19 protein-coding genes and 1 pseudogene are annotated in these 18631 nt (G+C 43.7%); 9 read left to right on the plus strand and 11 right to left on the minus strand.

The annotated features are described in order from the left end of the window. A pseudogene (locus JCM15548_RS21950) lies at positions 1-459 on the plus strand (hypothetical protein); the annotation flags it as partial. Positions 460-568: 109 nt separating this feature from the next. Here the strand turns inward: JCM15548_RS21950 and uvrB are convergent. From uvrB to JCM15548_RS23945, 3 genes are read right to left on the minus strand one after another with little or no spacing between them, the layout of a single operon-like run. Next, the gene (gene uvrB / locus JCM15548_RS11805; RefSeq protein ID WP_062125586.1) at positions 569-2581 is read right to left on the minus strand and encodes an excinuclease ABC subunit UvrB; all 2013 of its coding nucleotides are present in this window, start codon (positions 2579-2581) and stop codon (positions 569-571) included. 8 nt (positions 2582-2589) lie between these two features. Beyond that, entirely contained in the window at positions 2590-2883 is a 294-nt protein-coding gene (locus JCM15548_RS23940) for a diaminopimelate epimerase (RefSeq protein WP_262487015.1), read from the minus strand. Next, entirely contained in the window at positions 2880-3401 is a 522-nt protein-coding gene (locus JCM15548_RS23945) for a diaminopimelate epimerase (RefSeq protein ID WP_227625740.1), read from the minus strand. Before JCM15548_RS23945 ends, JCM15548_RS23940 begins: the two co-directional genes overlap by 4 nt. A 616-nt stretch (positions 3402-4017) precedes the next feature. Here JCM15548_RS23945 and JCM15548_RS23950 point away from each other — a divergent pair. From JCM15548_RS23950 to JCM15548_RS11820, 3 genes are all read left to right on the plus strand, one after another. Next, complete coding sequence (locus JCM15548_RS23950; RefSeq protein ID WP_227625741.1) at positions 4018-4200, plus strand: hypothetical protein; 183 nt, start codon at positions 4018-4020, stop codon at positions 4198-4200. A gap of 38 nt (positions 4201-4238) precedes the next feature. Beyond that, entirely contained in the window at positions 4239-5483 is a 1245-nt protein-coding gene (locus JCM15548_RS11815) for a Do family serine endopeptidase (RefSeq protein ID WP_262487016.1), read from the plus strand. 79 nt (positions 5484-5562) lie between these two features. Beyond that, a complete protein-coding gene (locus tag JCM15548_RS11820; protein WP_062125588.1) occupies positions 5563-6423 on the plus strand; it encodes a sigma-70 family RNA polymerase sigma factor in 861 nt (286 codons plus the stop codon). Between the two features lie 81 nt (positions 6424-6504). Here the strand turns inward: JCM15548_RS11820 and JCM15548_RS11825 are convergent, their stop codons facing one another. The 3 genes from JCM15548_RS11825 to JCM15548_RS26345 all read right to left on the minus strand — a co-directional run bounded on the left by JCM15548_RS11825 (position 6505) and on the right by JCM15548_RS26345 (position 9665). Next, positions 6505-7599 carry a glycosyltransferase gene (locus JCM15548_RS11825; protein ID WP_062125590.1) on the minus strand — a complete coding sequence of 365 codons (1095 nt, stop codon included), beginning with the start codon at positions 7597-7599 and terminating at the stop codon, positions 6505-6507. Positions 7600-7698: 99 nt separating this feature from the next. Beyond that, positions 7699-8265, minus strand: a complete 567-nt coding sequence (locus JCM15548_RS26625) for a toprim domain-containing protein (protein ID WP_305047389.1) — start codon at positions 8263-8265, stop codon at positions 7699-7701. Positions 8266-8267: 2 nt separating this feature from the next. Next, positions 8268-9665, minus strand: coding sequence for an ATP-binding protein (locus JCM15548_RS26345; RefSeq protein WP_305047390.1), 1398 nt, complete (start codon positions 9663-9665; stop codon positions 8268-8270). Positions 9666-9956: 291 nt separating this feature from the next. Here JCM15548_RS26345 and JCM15548_RS11835 point away from each other — a divergent pair, with 291 nt between their 5' ends. After that, positions 9957-10490, plus strand: a complete 534-nt coding sequence (locus tag JCM15548_RS11835) for a UpxY family transcription antiterminator (protein WP_227625742.1) — start codon at positions 9957-9959, stop codon at positions 10488-10490. 46 nt (positions 10491-10536) lie between these two features. Here the strand turns inward: JCM15548_RS11835 and JCM15548_RS23955 are convergent, their stop codons facing one another. The 3 genes from JCM15548_RS23955 to gdhA form a co-directional block, all read right to left on the minus strand. After that, on the minus strand, positions 10537-10731 hold the full coding sequence (locus JCM15548_RS23955; RefSeq protein ID WP_227625743.1) for a hypothetical protein: 195 nt from the start codon (positions 10729-10731) through the stop codon (positions 10537-10539). 14 nt (positions 10732-10745) lie between these two features. Then, positions 10746-11741, minus strand: coding sequence for a uracil-xanthine permease family protein (locus tag JCM15548_RS11840; protein WP_227625744.1), 996 nt, complete (start codon positions 11739-11741; stop codon positions 10746-10748). A 102-nt stretch (positions 11742-11843) separates the two neighbouring features. Continuing rightward, positions 11844-13199, minus strand: coding sequence for an NADP-specific glutamate dehydrogenase (gdhA, locus tag JCM15548_RS11845; protein ID WP_062125594.1), 1356 nt, complete (start codon positions 13197-13199; stop codon positions 11844-11846). 336 nt (positions 13200-13535) lie between these two features. On the opposite strand from gdhA, the gene JCM15548_RS11850 reads away from it, so the two are divergent. After that, entirely contained in the window at positions 13536-13739 is a 204-nt protein-coding gene (locus JCM15548_RS11850) for a hypothetical protein (RefSeq protein ID WP_062125597.1), read from the plus strand. Between the two features lie 3 nt (positions 13740-13742). On the opposite strand, the gene JCM15548_RS11855 is transcribed toward JCM15548_RS11850, so the two are convergent. Then, positions 13743-14513: a head GIN domain-containing protein gene (locus JCM15548_RS11855; protein ID WP_062125599.1), complete on the minus strand. Its 771-nt coding sequence runs from the start codon at positions 14511-14513 to the stop codon at positions 13743-13745. Positions 14514-14718: 205 nt separating this feature from the next. Between JCM15548_RS11855 and JCM15548_RS11860 the strand changes: the two genes are divergently transcribed. Beyond that, positions 14719-15252: a nitroreductase family protein gene (locus JCM15548_RS11860; protein WP_062125601.1), complete on the plus strand. Its 534-nt coding sequence runs from the start codon at positions 14719-14721 to the stop codon at positions 15250-15252. 80 nt (positions 15253-15332) lie between these two features. On the opposite strand, the gene JCM15548_RS11865 is transcribed toward JCM15548_RS11860, so the two are convergent. Further along, positions 15333-16310 (minus strand): DUF6588 family protein, encoded by a 978-nt coding sequence (locus JCM15548_RS11865; protein WP_062125603.1) that lies wholly within the window; start codon positions 16308-16310, stop codon positions 15333-15335. A 282-nt stretch (positions 16311-16592) separates the two neighbouring features. Between JCM15548_RS11865 and JCM15548_RS11870 the strand changes: the two genes are divergently transcribed. Both JCM15548_RS11870 and JCM15548_RS23960 read left to right on the plus strand, forming a co-directional pair. Continuing rightward, positions 16593-17933: a M3 family metallopeptidase gene (locus tag JCM15548_RS11870; RefSeq protein ID WP_227625745.1), complete on the plus strand. Its 1341-nt coding sequence runs from the start codon at positions 16593-16595 to the stop codon at positions 17931-17933. Next, complete coding sequence (locus tag JCM15548_RS23960; protein WP_227625746.1) at positions 17863-18630, plus strand: M3 family metallopeptidase; 768 nt, start codon at positions 17863-17865, stop codon at positions 18628-18630. Before JCM15548_RS11870 ends, JCM15548_RS23960 begins: the two co-directional genes overlap by 71 nt. The last annotated feature ends 1 nt before the right edge of the window (position 18631 follow it).

Consider the following 18631-nt stretch of genomic DNA (forward strand, 5'->3'; position numbering starts at 1 on the left):
ATTCTGGCACAAGCCGGAATGGTCTTTTTTTCAGCAACGGAATACTGGGGCCCCGCCAGTGCCAGCACCCCCGGAGCCGAACCCGGAGAGGTTTGGCGGGAAGTCACTGATATCGCCCCCATGGTCTCAGGCGGTGGCGGCCTTTCTGTTTGGATTAGCCCTGTTCTTAGTGCCAATCTTGAAATTACAGGAGCTTTGCCTTTTAGCGACCAGCTGGACGGCCACGATGTATGGTATAATAGTTGGCCGGATGGTACGGTTCATGAAACAGACCCCTATGACTTCTATTACACGGCCACTGTAGGCGTAACCTTCCTGATTTCAGACAGTCCGTTCAGGAACGACCCACGCTACAACCGAAGAAGTTACACCAAAACAAGACGCTTCTTCCAGCCTAAAACACGCAGTCGAAGTAGTCGTCCAAGCAGTCACACAAGAAACAGATTTTTATTCTTCTAAGCGTGTGAGGACCTGAATAAAAAAGAGGCAGTCTTTCGAGACTGCCTCTTTTTTATTCGTCCTTTAAAAACCCACAACTCCCCCTTTTCACAGGCTTCTGGCAAATCCATTACTTTTTATTTTTAAGCAACTCCTGCAATCTGAAAAGTTCGTCCCTATACTGCGCTGCAGATATAAAGTCCAGCTCCTTGGCAGCAGCTTCCATGACCTTTCTGGTTTTTTCAATCGCCTTGCTTAAGGCATGCTTATCCATGTAAGCAACCACCGGATCTGCAGCCACATCCACCGTTTCGGGTTCAACATAACCTTTCGTCCCTTTTGAGTCCTTACTTCCGGGAATGGTGGCCCCCATTTTACGAACCACCTGTCGCGGTGTTATCCCATTTTCCGCATTGTACCTCAACTGCTTTTCGCGCCTGTAATTGGTGGCGTCCATGGTTTCTTTCATGGATCTGGTGATGGTATCTGCATACATAATCACCCTTCCGTTCAAATTTCGGGCAGCACGTCCCGAAGTCTGCGTTAGCGACCGGGCTGAACGCAGAAAACCTTCCTTGTCCGCATCCAGTATCGCCACCAGCGAAACCTCCGGTAAATCCAATCCTTCCCGCAGCAAATTAACCCCCACCAACACGTCAAAAGCCCCTTCCCGAAGCCCCTCCATAATCTTTACCCGATCGAGGGTATCCACGTCCGAATGAATATACTCGCATTTCACCCCCATTCGTCCGAGGTAAACAGTGAGCTCCTCCGCCATACGTTTGGTCAGCGTGGTGACCAAAACCCGTTCAGATTTATCACTTCTGATCCTTATCTCCTCCAACAAATCATCCATCTGATTGAGACTTGGGCGCACCTCAATCTCTGGATCTGGCAATCCGGTGGGACGTATGACCTGCTCCACCATGACACCTTCACTTTTAGCCAACTCGTAATCTGCAGGGGTGGCACTCACATAAATGGTGCTTTTGGCCAGTTGTTCAAACTCATCAAATTTCAACGGCCTGTTATCCAATGCAGAAGGAAGTCTAAAACCATATTCTACCAGATTCTGTTTTCGGCTAAAATCCCCGCCATACATGGCACGTATTTGCGGGATGGTTACGTGACTTTCATCAATGACTGTTAGAAAGTCCTTGGGAAAGTAATCCAAAAGGCAGAAAGGACGGGTACCGGGCAGGCGACCATCGAAATAGCGACTATAGTTCTCAATACCCGGACAGTGTCCCAATTCCCGAATCATCTCCAGATCATAATTCACCCGCTCCTCCAGACGTTTGGCTTCCAGTTTTTTACCTTCATTCCTCATCTGCTCCAGATGAAGCACCAAATCATCCTGTATGTGATGAATGGCTTCATGAATGCGCTCTTTGGTTGTAACAAAAATATTGGCCGGGTAGATTAAAAACTGATCATGAGATTCCAATTTGATGTTATTTATGGGATCAAAAGTCTCTATACTCTCTACTTCATCCCCCCAAAATATCACCCGGCAAGCATGATCTGCATATGCCAAAAATATATCTACGGTATCTCCCTTGACCCGGAAATGTCCCCGGTTAAATTCAATTTCATTTCGGGAATAGAGACTGTCCACCAGCCTTCTTAAGAATTGATTTCGCCCCAACTGTTCTCCCTTCTTAAAACTGATCACATTGGAGTGAAAATCTTCAGGGTTACCAATACCATAAATACAGGAGACGGAAGAAACCACTATGACATCCCTTCGACCCGACAATAAAGCGGAAGTGGTGCTTAAGCGCAACTTTTCAATTTCGTCGTTAATGGCCAGATCTTTCTCGATATAGGTATCAGTGACTGGCAAATAGGCTTCAGGTTGATAGTAATCGTAATAAGAAACAAAATATTCTACCGCATTATTGGGAAAAAACTGTCGGAACTCCCCGTATAGCTGAGCAGCCAATGTTTTATTGTGACTTAGAACCAAAACCGGCCGATCAAGTGATTCAATCACATTGGCAATGGTAAATGTTTTTCCCGATCCGGTGACTCCCAGCAAAGTTTGGTAGTCGCTACCCATCTTAAAACCTTCCAGCAATTGTCGAATGGCTTCCGGCTGATCACCGGTTGGTTTAAAATCAGATTCTAGTCTAAAACCCATGTGTAAATTTATTTCATCAATTCCAAACCCTCTCCCCGGGTTATTTCTCCCTTAAAAACGAAGGTTGCGGGACCTTCCAGCCAAATATCCTTATAGCCCTGATCTCCCAATGGGGTGAATTCAACTTTTAACTGTCCTCCCCGAACATTAACCTGATAATTTCGAATTTGGCGGTTTTTATAATAGTCTGTTAACACAGAAGCCACACATCCGGTACCACACGACCACGTTTCATCCTCTACCCCTCGCTCATAGGTCCTTACCGAAATGTCCCCCTCTGATTGGGAGGTAACAAAATTCACATTACACCCACCTTCTCCAAACACCTTATTGTTACGGAGCTTCTGCCCAGGGTAAACACATCCACGGCATCAAGATCTTCGGTATAGCTGACAAAGTGCGGGGAACCTGTATTCAGAAAGTAACCGCCGGCCATTTCTTCAATTCCTGAAACATCAATCATTTTTAACCGAATGTGCTCTGGATCGTACCCCGCTTCATGCAAACCATCAATCGCCTCGAATTCAAACAACTCTCCGGTCGGGACCAGCCCCAGTTTATGGGCAAAGGCCACGATACACCTTCCCCCATTGCCGCACATGGTGCTTTCATTACCATCACTGTTGTAATAACGCATGGAAAAAGTATGCTTCTTCGACTTTTCCAACAACATGAAGCCATCGGCCCCCACCCCAAACCTTCGATGACAAATATATTTCACAAAAAGGGTGTCATTCGCATCAAAGGCCCCGTCCCTGTTGTCAACAATTACAAAATCATTGCCGGTACCATGGTATTTATGAAAAGTCGTGTTCTGCATTTCTTCTTGTATAAATTCGAATATTACTGACCACAAAGATACATAAGCGTAACAATATGTCCACTGAATCAATGGTAAAATTACTTTTCAAAACTTTCGACAAGGCTGAATTTGATTGTGCGAAACATCTGTTCAAAATCCAAAAAACGACAATTAATCTATAATCGGAGGCATTTAGTCAAAGAATTTAAGCCAGGCTTAAAAAAATGGTGATATTTGAATTGACAAAAGAACGATATTGTATTATTTTTTGGTTAAATAAAAAAAGCCCCCTGTGGTTATCTTTTCGGTTTTGGTTAAGGGTTAGGGTTTCCGAGAGAAAAGCAGGGGGCTATTTTTTAGTTATTCTTTCTACGTTCCGACCTTCCCATGCCGTTATCAAAAATAACGATCAACTCTTATAAAACAGGTACATACATTCAACCCATCAAGCCAGCATCTTTAACAAGTTTTAAGCCGGTATCTCAACTGTCAGGTTCTCTCCTTTCCTATTTCTCAATTTGTTTTAATTCCTGTTTATTACGGTGATATTGAACACATGCAGTTAAAATCTGTTAAACCATATCCCAAGGCATACATTTTGATGATTGACAAGAAAACCTTTAAAAAATTCGTTATGAATCCAAAGCAATTATTTACCACATTTGCCATAGCTATTATAGGCGCTTTTATTGGTGTTCTTACGTTTACCGTTTTTATAGATAATGAACCCAGAACCGTTGAGGTTCCGGTACAGGTAGAACATGCCGCGCGCTATGCCAATCTGCCTCTGCACCGCAGGGGGGGCTGCCCGACCTGACTTTTGCTGCTGAAAATTCAGTCCACGCCGTTGTCCACGTGCAAACCAAAGGCCGGGCCACAACTTCCGGTCAGGGATACCCCAACCATCCCCTGTTTGAGTTTTTCTTCGGTCCCAACGGTGGCATGCAGCAAAACCCCCAACAGCCGGTACTTGGCTCCGGATCAGGTGTTATACTATCCGATGACGGGTTTATTGTAACCAACAATCACGTTATTGACAGAGCCGATGAGATTGAAGTCATCTTAAATGACAAAAGAACCTTCAAGGCAGTAAAGGTCGGCGCTGATCCAACCACGGATATTGCCCTTCTGAAAATAGAAGCATCCGATTTGCCCCATATGACCTTTGGTAATTCAGATGCCCTGAAAATTGGTGAGTGGGTTTTAGCGGTGGGTAACCCGTTTAATCTGACATCGACGGTAACAGCCGGTATTGTCAGTGCCAAATCAAGAAGCATTCAAATTCTGGGGCAAATGAGCATCGAAGCTTTCATACAGACCGATGCAGCAGTCAATCCGGGCAACAGCGGTGGTGCATTGGTAAATACCCAGGGCGAATTGGTAGGCATCAATACGGCCATAGCTTCCCGAACCGGGTCTTTTTCGGGATACTCCTTTGCAGTTCCCGTCAGCATTGTTGAGAAGGTGGTCTCTGACCTGATGGAATTCGGAGAAGTACAAAGAGGTCTTATTGGTGTAAATATCCGCGAAATGGATAATGAATTAGCCAATGAATTGAACATGGACCGTGCCCGGGGTGTTTATGTAGCAGAAGTGATTGTTGACGGCGGTGCCGATGCAGCAGGTATCAAAAGCGGAGATGTGATCATATCCGTTAACGGAGAGGCTGTTAACACAGTCCCTCAGCTTCAGGAACGCGTTAGCCGTCATCGTCCCGGAAATAATGTGCAAGTTGAAGTAATTCGGGATGGAAAAAGAAAACCTTTTACCGTAACTTTACGTAATATTCACGGTAATACGGATGTTGTTAAAACATCATCAAAACTGGAGAACCTTGGAGCGACGTTTGAAAGCCTTAGTGATGCTGACAAGCAAAGACTTAGAATCAGGAATGGATTAAGAGTGACCAACGTTACATCCGGAAAATTCCGTGACGCCGGTATTCAGGATGGCTATATTATTACTCAGGCCAACCGTGTACCTATTAATAGTGAAGAAGATTTAAAGAAAGTAATAGAAGTGCTGAACGAAGGTTTATTCCTTACAGGATTGTATCCCAACGGCCAGGTGACGTATTATGCCATCAACCTGCAGGATTAATAAATAGCACCTGAACACAGCATGGGTATTGCTTTACTGAATAAAATGTAGTAATTTCGCGCCGTATTTTGGAGGGAACATGAGACAATTAAAAATAACAAAATCAATCACCAATCGCGAAAGCGCTTCGTTGGATAAATATCTTCAGGAGATCGGTCGTGAAGAACTCATATCTGTCGAGGAAGAAGTTGAACTGGCACAGCGCATTAAGAAAGGCGATCAGGCTGCTCTTGAAAAACTGACCAGGGCCAACCTGCGATTTGTGGTTTCAGTAGCCAAGCAATACCAAAATCAGGGCTTAAGCTTACCTGACCTTATTAATGAAGGTAATTTGGGATTGATTAAAGCAGCTGAGAAATTTGATGAAACCAGAGGTTTTAAATTTATCTCTTATGCTGTTTGGTGGATTCGTCAGTCAATTTTACAAGCTTTGGCAGAACAGTCAAGGATTGTGCGACTGCCATTGAACCAGGTAGGTTCATTGAATAAGATCAACAAGGCCTACTCAAAGTTTGAGCAAGAGCATGAACGAAAACCTTCACCAGAAGAATTGGCAGACCAGCTGGAGCTTCCTGCTGACAAAGTGGCCGATACTTTAAGGGTGGCCGGCCGCCATATATCGGTGGATGCTCCCTTTGTTGAAGGTGAAGATAATAGTTTGCTGGATGTTTTAGTCAATAGCGACTCTCCTAACGCGGACCGTGCCTTGATTAATGAATCGTTGGCCAAGGAAATTGAGCGTGCATTAGCCACGCTGACCGAACGGGAAAGTGATATCATTAAGCTGTTCTTTGGCATTGGCTGTCAGGAGATGACACTTGAGGAAATTGGTGAACGATTTGGCTTGACACGCGAAAGGGTTCGTCAGATAAAAGAAAAAGCCATTCGTCGGTTAAGACATACGTCCAGAAGTAAGCTTTTAAAATCTTATTTAGGATAACATATTATTTTGAATTGTAAGTAAAGGGCTGATTCTTTCGAATCAGCCCTTTTTAACTTTCTCCATCACCGAACCATCACATCATCCAAACATTTCATTCAGCCCCCCACATTCTTTTTCCCAATTTAATTTATCCACAGCCTCCTTTAATGAATGTTTCCATTTGTCACGAAGTGGGGCATCTTCACAGGCCTTCTGAATAGCTTTGGCAATTTCTTCAGGGTCAAGACTGCTCACCAATAGTCCAGTCTGGTATTGATTAACAATTTCAGCCATATCCGGGAAGGAAGTCGCTATAACGGGCAAACCCAGAGCTGGATAATCAAAGATCCGATTGGGTAAGGAATGGTAGTAATTTAAGCCCATATTTTCTAAAATGCACAACCCCACATGCGCCTGGGCCGCTTCAGCAGCCAAAGCCTCAAAGGGGAGCTGGCCCGTAAAGCGCACCCGATCTTCAAGGCCCAACACCTTTACCAAATCATGCAATTCCGTTTCCTCATCACCTGATCCTGCAATGACCATCCGGTAATTGGGCAAAAACAACAAAGCCCTGACCGACTCCTTCAATCCCCTCCCGACATTTAATGCCCCCTGATAATACACCACAGCTTGTTCAGAAACCGGCCTGATTTCCATCACATGAACCGGCGTATTTGGTACGTTACGAATCAATTTAAAATTTCTGCCATATTTTTTTCTGTAAATTTCAACAATTCCCTGTGAGACCGTCATCCCTTCATCCACCATCGGTACCAAAAAGGACTCCAACCTCAGCCAGAACCACTTTACAAAAGTTTTATGGCGAATTTCGGGCACCTCCGGAAAGTACTCATGGCTATCAAAAACAACAGGAATCCTTTTCAATTTACCGGCCAAACAGGCGGCCGCTAAGGTATCTAAATCAACCGCCACCAATTTATCCGCCTTTTGTCCCAACAAATAAATAAACAACCGAAAGTTGAGCGCCGCATAAAAAAGAGGTCCCTTATTAAACAGCAGTTTAAAGCGTCGTATAACTCCGGGACGACCTGCTGGTATATCCCCCCCCGGCCATTGGCGCCCCAAAAGCAGTACTTTCCAACCTAAATCCTCCAGATACCCGGAAAGTTTGGTCACCCGGTTGTCGGTAACCAGATTATTGCTGACCGTTATAATTATCCGCTTACGCTTCATATCATTTAATATTCAGGCCAATAAAAAACCTTCCTGAATGACTCAGGAAGGTTGTAATATTTTATTTAAACAATACCATTGTGACCAATGTATAAAAGATTAGGCATCAATATTGGCATAGGTCGCATTCTGCTCAATAAATTCCCTGCGAGGGGGAACATCATCTCCCATAAGCATACTAAACACCCGATCCGCTTCCGTGGCACTTTCAATGGTGACTTGTCGCAAGGTTCTCACGTCCGGATTCATGGTTGTTGTCCATAGCTGTTCTGCGTTCATTTCACCAAGACCCTTATAGCGTTGAATGTGAATGGAATCTTCCCGTCCACCAGCGTATCTCTCAGCAAACTCCCGGCGTTGCTTATCATCCCAGCAATATTCTTCAATTTTTCCTTTTTTCATCAAATACAGCGGAGGGGTAGCAATGTATAAATGACCATTGGAAATCAGATCCTTCATATACCGGAAGAAGAAAGTCATAATCAGAGTGTTAATGTGGCGTCCATCCACATCGGCATCGGTCATGATGATGATTTTATGGTATCTTAATTTGGAAAGGTTCAATTCCTTAGAATCATCCTCCGTTCCGATGGTCACCCCAAGCGCAATAAAGATATTTTTTATCTCTTCGCTCTCAAAGACTTTATGTTGAAGCGCTTTCTCCACATTCAGAATTTTACCCCGAAGTGCAGAATGGCTTGAAACTTTCGGTTCCGACCTTGCTTGGCTGTACCTCCCGCAGAATCACCCTCAACCAAAAAGACCTCACACAAGGCGGGATCCTTTTCGGAACAATCGGCCAACTTACCCGGTAAACCTCCTCCTGAAAGCACACTTTTACGCTGAACCAATTCACGGGCCTTTCGGGCGGCATGACGGGCTGTAGCAGCTAAAATCACTTTATTAACGATGGCTTTGGCATCTTTGGGGTTCTCTTCCAGGAAGTTTTGTAGCATGGTGCTGACGGCCTGATCAACGGCCAAACTCACATCACTGTTTCCCAGCTTGGTTTTTGTCTGCCCCTCAAATTGCGGCTCCGCTACCTTTACTGAAATAATCGAGGTCAATCCCTCACGAAAATCATCACCATTGATATCAAACTTAAGCTTACCAAGCATGCCGGATTTTTCGGCAAAAGTCTTTAGGGTCCGTGTCAAACCTCTTCTGAACCCGGTTAAATGTGTACCACCTTCGATGGTATTGATATTATTAACGTAAGAATAAACATTCTCGGTAAAAGAAGTATTGTAAACGATAGCTATCTCAACAGGCGTCTCATTCTTTTCAGAATTGATATAGATAACGTTGTCGATCAACTTCTCACGGTTAGAGTCAACAAACTGGACAAATTCCTTTAATCCCTCATCAGAGTGGAAAGTCTCAGATTTAAACTCCCCATTTTCACTCACTTCACGTTTATCCGTAAGAATGATGCTGATTCCTTTATTCAAGAAGGCCAATTCCCGCATACGATCCGCCAGTATGGAATACTTGTATTCGGTAGTAATAAATATGGAATCATCTGGCTTAAACATGATCCATGTGCCCTTTTTGTCCGTAGTGCCAATCTCCTTCACTGGCATTAGCGGCTTCCCGCAAGAATACTCCTGCCGGTATATTTTGCCTTCCCTGTGAACTTCGGCAATAAGTTGAATAGACAAGGCATTTACACAAGATACACCAACACCGTGAAGACCACCGGAAACCTTATAGCTGTCCTTATCAAATTTTCCACCGGCATGAAGCACCGTCATTACCACTTCCAGGGCAGACTTTCCCTCCTTCTCGTGCATATCAACCGGAATACCCCGTCCGTTATCCATCACAGTGATGGAACCGTCTTCATTGATGGCCACTTCAATATAGTCGCAATGGCCGGCCATTGCTTCATCAATAGAGTTATCAACCACCTCGTAAACCAGATGATGTAATCCCTTTACACCTATGTCTCCAATATACATGGCCCGGACGCTTCCTGACAGCTTCCAAACCTTCCAATACCTGAATACTATTGCTGAATAATCGCCATTGTTTTTTTGGGGCGTAAGCTCTAAATTATCACTCATGATTATTTATAATTGAATTAATCTTCCGCCTTTTTTTGGAAGAGCCACAAATATAGCAATAATTAAGCTGAAAGACTGCTTTCGCCGGTCTTTTTTATTAACAGCTCACATTTCACAAACCATTCATTATCTGAAAAATAAAACATTCGGAAGAAACAATTTGCAAAAATTGTGAATAACCTTTACTCCCAAAAATCGCTTGTTTGAAATTCTCAAAACAGCAAATGATATTTGTATCCATAATTCTCGTTTTAAAAGTCAATAATTTCTATTTTTGACCCGAAAATGAATTTGACCGATTTGAAAACGACCGATACAGATAGTGCACACTGGTACGCACTTTATACAAAGTCAAGAGCAGAGAAAAAAGTACTGGACCAGTTTATCCAAATGGGGATAAAAGCTTATCTGCCACTCAAAAGAGAACTCCGGCAATGGAGCGATCGCAAAAAATGGGTAGAAAGTCCGGTAATTAATTCCTACATCTTTATTAAAATCCCTTTAAATGACTACAAGCGGGTGTTTGATGTCAGAGGTGTTGTGGCTTACGTCTCCTACAAAGGGAAAGCTGTAATTATTCCGGAAAGAGAAATGGAAGCCATGCGCAGAACGGTGGACAATAAATTGAGCTTCAGTGTGGAAACAGGAGAGATAAAAAAGGGACAAACGGTAACCGTCACATCTGGTCCATTAAAGGGTGTGAGTGGCACTGTAACGGATATCAGAGGGCAAAAGAAACTCTACCTGAGCATTAGTCAGATCGGTTACACCCTGGTGGTTAATCTGGACAACGATACGGTAACCGAAAAATCGGCCAACGAATAGGTTGATCACCATCCATTGGCCGATTTCAAGGCACCTTTAAAATCCATTACTTCTCCATGTGCACAGGCTTGGATTTGTTGGGCAGTATGAGATTGAGAATGACTCCAACCACAGCTGCTAATCCAATTCCGGCCATCGAAAAATTACCAAATTCTACCATGGCACCACCAATGCCAACCGTCAATATGACCGAAGTGATAACCTGATTCCGTGTTTTATTAAGATCGGTGCCTGAATCCATTAAGGTTTTGATTCCTACGGAGCTATCATACCAAACAGCAATAGCATGATGCCACCAAGAACGCCTTGAGGAATCGATTTTAAGACCCCGCTGACTTTCCCGATTAATGAAAAAACAATGGCTGTTATAGCAGCAATGCGCAGAACCAAAGGATTGGTCACTTTAGTCAGTGAAATGGCCCCGGTCACCTCGGAATAGGTGGTATTGGGCACACTTCCAACCAAGCCGGCAAAAGCGGTGGCAATACCATCCCCCAACATCGTACGATGCAGACCGGGCTTCCTGACAAAATTCTTTTCAGCTACTGCACCGATGGCATACATATCCCCCACGTGTTCAATTAATGGTGCTACGGCTACGGGAATCATATAAATAATAGCCCCCCAATGCCACTCAGGTTTAACAAACTCAGGAAAAGCAATCCACGACGCCTCATTGATTAAGGAGTAATCTATTTTTCCCATAATCAAAGCCAAAATATATCCCACAGCAATGCCGCAAAAGATGGGGATCAACTTAATAAGTCCCCGGGTATATACAACCACAACAATCGCTGTTAAAAGGGATACAACCGCTAACAACCAATCGGTACCGGCCATATCTACTCCAACAGATGCCAGGGACAGTCCAATAACCATAATAACGGGTCCGACAACCACGGACGGAAATATCTTTTCAATAAAAACAATTCCCCGCCATTTAACCACTGCCGACATAATCACATAAACCAGTCCCACCGCAATAATACCAGATAAGGTACCTGCAAAACCAAATAATCTGGTGGCTTCAACGATGGGTGCAATAAAAGCGAAACTACTGCCCAAAAAGACAGGAACCATCCCTCGGGTAATTAAATGAAAAATGAGCGTTCCTACTCCGGCGGAAAACAGCGCAATAGAGGGATTAATACCCACCAACAAGGGCACTAGAACGGTAGCACCAAAGGCTACAAACAGAAATTGAACGCCAAGAATGGTGTTTCGGGGCAGGTCATTTGTAAAATTACTCATTGATTTATGGGATTGATTGATGAAAAAATTTTCCCAAAGAAATAAAAAAACCCTCAAAAGATAATCTTTTTGAGGGCTTTTTTTAGGCTGAGACAGCGACGATTAAACCAAACCTTGCGCAAGCATTGCATTGGCAACTTTAGTAAACCCACTGATATTAGCTCCGTTAACATAGTTTACAAAACCATCGGCCGACTTGCCGTTTTTAACACAAGCATCATGAATATTTTTCATGATGGATTGTAATTTTTCATCCACTTCTTGTGCGGTCCACTGCAAACGCATGGAGTTTTGACTCATTTCTAGACCTGAAACGGCTACCCCACCAGCATTGGCTGCTTTACCAGGACCGAACAGGATTTTACGTTCCAAAAATACTTTTACAGCTTCAGGTGTTGAAGGCATGTTGGCTCCTTCAGCCACACAAATGCATCCATTCTCTACCAGTTTTAAGGCATCATCACCATTTAACTCATTTTGAGTAGCGCATGGCAGGGCCACATCACATTTGGCCTTCCAGGGTCTTTCATTTTCCCAAAATTCAGCAGAAGGATATTTCTCGGCATATTCCTTTATACGGCCACGAATAGCATTCTTCAAAACCATTACGTATTCCAGTTTTTCTTTGGTAATGCCCTCAGGATCATAAATCGAACCGTTGCTATCAGAAAGCGTCACGACTTTTCCACCCATTTCAAGCACTTTCTCAACAGCGTACTGGGCGACGTTACCAGAACCACTAACAGCTACTGTTTTGCCTTTAAAGCTTTCATTACGTGTCTGAAGCATCTCCTTGGCAAAATAAACCGTTCCATAACCCGTTGCCTCAGGGCGCAATGGACTACCACCGAAGTCTAATCCTTTTCCGGTCAGTGTTCCGGTAAATTCATTGCGCAAACGCTTGTACTGACCATACATATAGGCCACTTCACGTCCACCAACACCAATATCACCGGCAGGAACATCTGTATTTGGTCCAATATGACGCTGCAACTCAGTCATGAAAGACTGGCAGAATTTCATGACCTCATTGTCGGATTTTCCCTTGGGATTAAAATCGGAGCCACCTTTACCACCACCCATTGGAAGGGAAGTAAGACTGTTTTTCAGGACCTGTTCAAAGGCCAAAAATTTAAGAATTCCTAAGTTGACTGAAGCATGAAAACGAATCCCGCCTTTGTAAGGACCAATGGCACTGTTCATCTGAACCCTGAAACCTCTGTTGATCTGTACTTCTCCCCTGTCGTCCAGCCAAGGCACACGAAACATAATAACACGCTCCGGCTCTGCCATTCGTTCAAGAATTTTATTCTTCATTAGAACAGGGTTTTCAATAATAAAGGGGGCCAGACTCTCCACCACTTCGTGAACAGCCTGATAAAATTCGGGTTCAGCCGGGTTACGTGCTATAACGCCAGCCATAAAATCATCTACATAACGGGATACCTGGTTTTTCATCCTTTAAAGTTTTAATGATTAATGTTGGTAAAATGCAGTTGGCATGTCAACTTACAATTTGATATTTTCACTTCCGTACATGCACGTCAAAATTCCGTTTCTATTTTTCGAGTGACAAAAATAACAATTCCACCTTACTTTTACTTATAACTTTTGCTTTTTTTTGTGATTTAAATTACAAACTAATGCAAAAACGCCCACATTCGCATAAATAACCAAATAATATGCAAAATTGGGCAAAAGTTAAAACGGTACTTTTCCAATCAAAAAGTATTTAAAACTTTATATTTACAGTTTAAATACCCAGCCATCGCATCCCTGATTAACTGTTTAAACATGAATAATTTAATCAAAGAAAACCAATCTGAAAACACCATCTGTTTTGCCTGCCAACAGGAGATCATAACCCAACCAGTCATAATGAACAAACGGTTTAATCTACCGGTGTGCCCAGCTTGTCACCAAACCAACGCAGAAAAAAAAGCGGAGCAAGAAGCCCTTGATTCGCTGGGAGAAGATTTTGTTTGTGGATGTATCTAAACCTCAATTTCTAAAAATACTGCCACCTCCCTCGATATGGGTATGTTTGGGATCGGTTCCTGAAAAATACACACGTCCTTTGCCATCAATACTAACAGAACTAAACTCCCCGGAAAGAAAATATATCAAACCGGAACCAAACAGGCGGACAGAAACACTATCTGTAAGAAAGGGCTGGGCATCCACCACCCCGGAACCCTCCTGAATTATTTGGGCAGTTCCGGCACGGCCTCTCAGCTCCGCATGACCAGATCCGGCTTGTCGGAAAAGCAGGTTCTCAAACAATCCATCCAGATAAATGGATCCGCCACTGTTCGAAAGTATGGACATTGTTTCTACCTCAAGTCCATTCAATCCAACAGTCGCCCTGGAGTAAATATTTAGTTCCATGCTGGCAGCATTCAGGGAGTCTATTGTCACAATGCCATTACCATATACATCAACGGTGCTTATATCAGGGGTATGGACCAGAACCCGGATGGGTTTTCTGGGAAACAGGTCATAATTGGACAATCTTTGAATGGTCAATCGGTCATCGTTAACCTCCGTTGTAATATATCTTAACAAGTTAGAATCTGCCTGTACAAAAACCTGTTGTTGGGCTGAAGGACGTATTTCCAGTTCAAAGGCATCATAAAATTCGATCTCGCTAAAAGCGTCCAGATTACGCCTGACAGGAGATACAGAATTCCCGTCTCCTATGACCTCCAAATTAAGGATGCCTTCACAGGAGACCAAAAAAATGAGTAATATTGAAATAACAATTAAGCGCAAAAAAGTACCATTTGGTGACAGCTACAAATATAAGGTTTCATACAACAAATACATTCAACCCGGGCCACATTAATGCCCTAATTTGTTCACCAACCACCCAATAAGCAGTCAGGAACCTGCACGCCAAATCAACCTGGCAAATACGAATTTCAGAAAGTCTGCCATTTTTATATATCTTTAAAGTGCAAAATTAAAACTATCTGTGATGGAATTCTCTCAACTAATGACACTTAGGCAATCAGTGCGCGCTTTTAAAGATCAAAAAATTGACCGTCCAATCACCCTGAAAATTCTTGAGGCAGCCCGACTTGCTCCCTCAGCAGTTAATTTTCAGCCATGGCGTTTTATTGTGGTTGATGATGAGCATTTGCTGGAGAATCTTTGGCTGTCATACCCCAGGCAATGGATAAAATCTGCTCCTCAGGCCATTTTGATATGTGGAGATCATTCGGAGTCATGGAAAAGAGCAGCGGATAATAAGGATCATTGTGATATAGACGCTGCCATTGCCATTGATCACATTACCCTAATGGCTGCCAGTATGGGCATTGGCACCTGCTGGGTATGCAACTTCAATCCACAAATTATCCGGGAATCCTTTCATTTGCCCGAAAACCTGGAACCCATTGCTATTATCCCAATGGGTTATCCTCAGGAAACCCTGCTGCCCTCAGAAAAAAAGAGGAAAGATTTGGCAGATATCGCCTTTCATAATGGTCTGACGACCCCCTTCGAATAACCGGGGCGGCATAGAAATATCCCTAAAGCACAAAGGGCGGTTCGTTAAGACCGCCCTTTGCATTTTAGAAATATCGGATATTATCTGAAATTGATCCCAATACCTGCAGAGACCATAGAATAATCACCAAAAGTATAATCCCCGTGAAGCGCAATAAAACCAAAGCGCAGACGCAGACCGGCATTAAAGTCAAAGCCATTGGTGGCATAACCGAGGGTAAAGGGATCCGTTCCTACTTCTGGACCATAATCGCCCTTTAAGGCAAAATCACTGTTAGTAGAGCCATACCCCATACCGGTATATACCGCCAAAAACGGAATATTTACACCAACCAGTAACCTGCTGGTGAAAGCGCTGGAAGAAATATCCAGACTCTGGTTAGCTCCATCTCCATAATCTACGCCAATTTCTGACCCCATATTGGTATACCCCAGCATGACAGACGTCCGGATAAAGGGCATGCGCTTCAAAAAAGGGATGTACTCCTTGATGCTGTGCTTGATGCCAAAACCATAAAGGTTGACTTTTCCGGCATCCCCTAGAGACGTGCTTGGCATAAAACGAACCGACACCTCAGAATGAAAGGGCAGTCCCACAGCTACTTGTGCCATAGGGGCAGGCAACTTGTCAAATCCGGTACCATTGGGCATTGTTAGTAGATATTCTCCCTCCAATTCCATACGTGGACGTAACGACATCGGCATCTCACCTGCAATTGTAGGAGCTATGGTAAGATTGGGATCTTCCGCTTGTAAATTGGTGTTAAAATTAAGCGCACTGACATCAAAATTCTTCCCAGCGGCAGGCACCATGGCCATATTAATACCAAAGGTGACATCAAAGCCACCTATTTTATGAACACCGGCAGAATTGTACCAACCACCATTCAGCGATTTTCCGAGCATTTCTCCATAGGGACGCAGATAGGCCTCAGACATTATTTTGGCGTCGTCCACCCCCATCTCCAGAAATTCAGTCACACTTTTCTGTCCCCGCATATTTATCCCAGCCAACAACAGGGCTGCGATGACCAATAATCCTGATTTTTTAACATACATAAGCAACGGTTTTAGCTAATTAAGATTACTAAAAATAACGGTTTAATAATGGATCTATTGTCTATTGCCATAGATGAAACCTGACAAAAATCACATCAACCAATATTTGAACTATCTTTGTCATACAATTATGAATGCGTAAAATTGCAAGAAATTATTCATACTACTTACTCATTTTTAAAATTTATGACAACACTTTTGAAAAAACTAACTAAAACAAAACACCTGGTGGCCTGTTTTGGTTGCATACTATTATTTACCTACTGTAAAAACGAAAACAAAATGGTTGATACAAACCCTTTGCTACAAGCATTCAACACCCCCCATCAAACAGCTCCTTTTGACCAGATAAAGGCAGAGCATTACCTTCCGGCCTTAAATGCGGCCATGGAAGAAGGCAGAGAAGATATTCGTCTGATCATTGAAAATAAGGAAATGCCTTCCTTTGCTAACACCATTGTTGCTTTGGAAAAATCTGGTAAACGGTTAAGTCGCATCAGCTCCATATTTTTCAATCTCAACTCAGCGGAGACCAGCGATGACATCCAAAAAATAGCCCGGGAAGTTTCTCCCTTGCTATCGGAATACAGCAACGACATCTGGTTAAACGAACGGTTGTTTGCCCGTGTCAAAGAAGTTTATGAGCAAAAAGAAGCGCTCAACCTCAACACAGAAGAGACCACCCTGCTCGATGACACCTACAAGGGCTTTGTCCGCCGAGGTGCCTTATTAAACGGCGAAGCCAAACAAAAGTACAGAGAGATCACTTCCGAACTATCTCAACTATCCCTTCAATTTGGAGAGAACCTGCTGAACGAAACCAACGATTTTAAACTGCACATTACCAACCCGGATGATTTAGCAGGCTTGCCCGATGCCGTTAAAGAAACAGCTCAGCAACTGGCCCAAAGCGAAGGCAAAGAGGGATGGCTGTTTTCATTGCACGCGCCAAGCATGGTACCCTTTTTAAAGTATGCCGATAAGCGCGAACTGCGGGAAGTGTTGTTCAGAGCCTCTGCTTCACGTGGCAACCGCAATAACGACTACGACAATAAGAATATCATTTTGCGTCAGGCTGAACTAAGGTTAAATAAGGCCAAATTGTTAGGCTTTGCTTCTCATGCCGATTACGTTTTGGAAGAGCGTATGGCTCAAAGTGCTCAAAAAGTGAACAGCTTTTTAGATGAGCTTTACGATAAATCTTTTGCCTTTGCGCAAAAAGATGTAGCCGATGTAGCCGAATTTGCAGCGGCCAACGGACTGCAAGGGCCCCTTCAGAGATGGGATTTTTCTTATTACTCTGAGAAATTGAAAACTTCTTTGTTCGATCTGGATGAAGAAATGACCAAACCCTACTTCCAGCTTGAAAATGTTAAAAAGGGCATTTTTAATTTAACCCATCAATTATGGGGCCTCACCTATAAGGAAAACAAGGACATTCCGGTATATCATCCGGATGTATTCGCCTATGAATCTATGACACAGACGGCAGTCTCCTATCCGTTTTGTACCTGGATTTTCACCCGCGTAAAACCAAGCAGGGCGGAGCTGGATGACCTCCTACCGCGACCAGCATCTGGAAAATGGCGAAAACATCATCCCCCACATTTCCGTAGTTTGTAACTTTACCGAACCCACTGCCTCACGGCCGTCTTTGCTCACCTACAATGAAGTAACCACCTTTTTGCATGAATTTGGCCACGCCCTGCACGGCATGCTCAGCGAGGTCACCTACGAAAGTCAGGCCGGCACCAGTGTCTACCGCGACTTTGTAGAATTGCCTTCACAAATCATGGAGAACTGGGCCCAGGAAAAAGGGTGGTTGGAACAGGTGGCCCTTCATTATCAGACAGGTGAAGCCATGCCGGAAGCCCTCATCGAAAAAATCATTGAAGCCGACAAGTTCCAGAGTGGCTATTTGACCGTTCGACAACTCAGCTTCGGATTCAATGATATGGCCTGGCACTCCATTACAGAGCCCATTGCCATCAGTCCCGGAGAATTTGAAAAACAAGCCATGGCCCGAACCGAATTATTTCCTGAAGTGGAAGGCAGCTCAATGAGCACCGCTTTTGGACACATATTTGATGGTGGATATGCCGCCGGTTACTACAGTTACAAATGGGCAGAAGTCCTGGATGCAGATGCCTACGCCGCTTTTAAAGAGAATGGGATTTTTGACAAAGCCACTGCTGAGAAATTCCGTGAAACGATCTTGTCAAAAGGAGGCACCCGTCACCCCATGGAATTATACATTGATTTTCGTGGTGCTGAGCCTTCTGTGGAGCCGCTCTTAGTCAGAAGTGGCCTGGTTAAATAGT

The sequence above is a fragment of the Geofilum rubicundum JCM 15548 genome, assembly GCF_000974365.1.
Classification (GTDB): domain Bacteria; phylum Bacteroidota; class Bacteroidia; order Bacteroidales; family Marinilabiliaceae; genus Geofilum; species Geofilum rubicundum.

Bases quoted from the DNA above. Each gene is read 5' to 3' on its own strand.
- JCM15548_RS11825 (WP_062125590.1), bottom strand. From the start codon at position 7,599: ATGAAGCGTAAGCGGATAATTATAACGGTCAGCAATAATCTGGTTACC.
- JCM15548_RS11840 (WP_227625744.1), bottom strand. From the start codon at position 11,741: ATGAGTAATTTTACAAATGACCTGCCCCGAAACACCATTCTTGGCGTT.
- JCM15548_RS11865 (WP_062125603.1), bottom strand. From the start codon at position 16,310: ATGTATGTTAAAAAATCAGGATTATTGGTCATCGCAGCCCTGTTGTTG.
- JCM15548_RS23960 (WP_227625746.1), top strand. From the start codon at position 17,863: ATGACCTCCTACCGCGACCAGCATCTGGAAAATGGCGAAAACATCATC.
- gdhA (WP_062125594.1), bottom strand. From the start codon at position 13,199: ATGAAAAACCAGGTATCCCGTTATGTAGATGATTTTATGGCTGGCGTT.
- JCM15548_RS23955 (WP_227625743.1), bottom strand. From the start codon at position 10,731: ATGGATTCAGGCACCGATCTTAATAAAACACGGAATCAGGTTATCACT.
- JCM15548_RS26345 (WP_305047390.1), bottom strand. From the start codon at position 9,665: ATGAGTGATAATTTAGAGCTTACGCCCCAAAAAAACAATGGCGATTAT.
- JCM15548_RS11820 (WP_062125588.1), top strand. From the start codon at position 5,563: ATGAGACAATTAAAAATAACAAAATCAATCACCAATCGCGAAAGCGCT.
- JCM15548_RS11850 (WP_062125597.1), top strand. From the start codon at position 13,536: ATGAATAATTTAATCAAAGAAAACCAATCTGAAAACACCATCTGTTTT.
- uvrB (WP_062125586.1), bottom strand. From the start codon at position 2,581: ATGGGTTTTAGACTAGAATCTGATTTTAAACCAACCGGTGATCAGCCG.
- JCM15548_RS23950 (WP_227625741.1), top strand. From the start codon at position 4,018: ATGAATCCAAAGCAATTATTTACCACATTTGCCATAGCTATTATAGGC.
- JCM15548_RS23945 (WP_227625740.1), bottom strand. From the start codon at position 3,401: ATGCAGAACACGACTTTTCATAAATACCATGGTACCGGCAATGATTTT.
- JCM15548_RS11870 (WP_227625745.1), top strand. From the start codon at position 16,593: ATGGTTGATACAAACCCTTTGCTACAAGCATTCAACACCCCCCATCAA.
- JCM15548_RS11860 (WP_062125601.1), top strand. From the start codon at position 14,719: ATGGAATTCTCTCAACTAATGACACTTAGGCAATCAGTGCGCGCTTTT.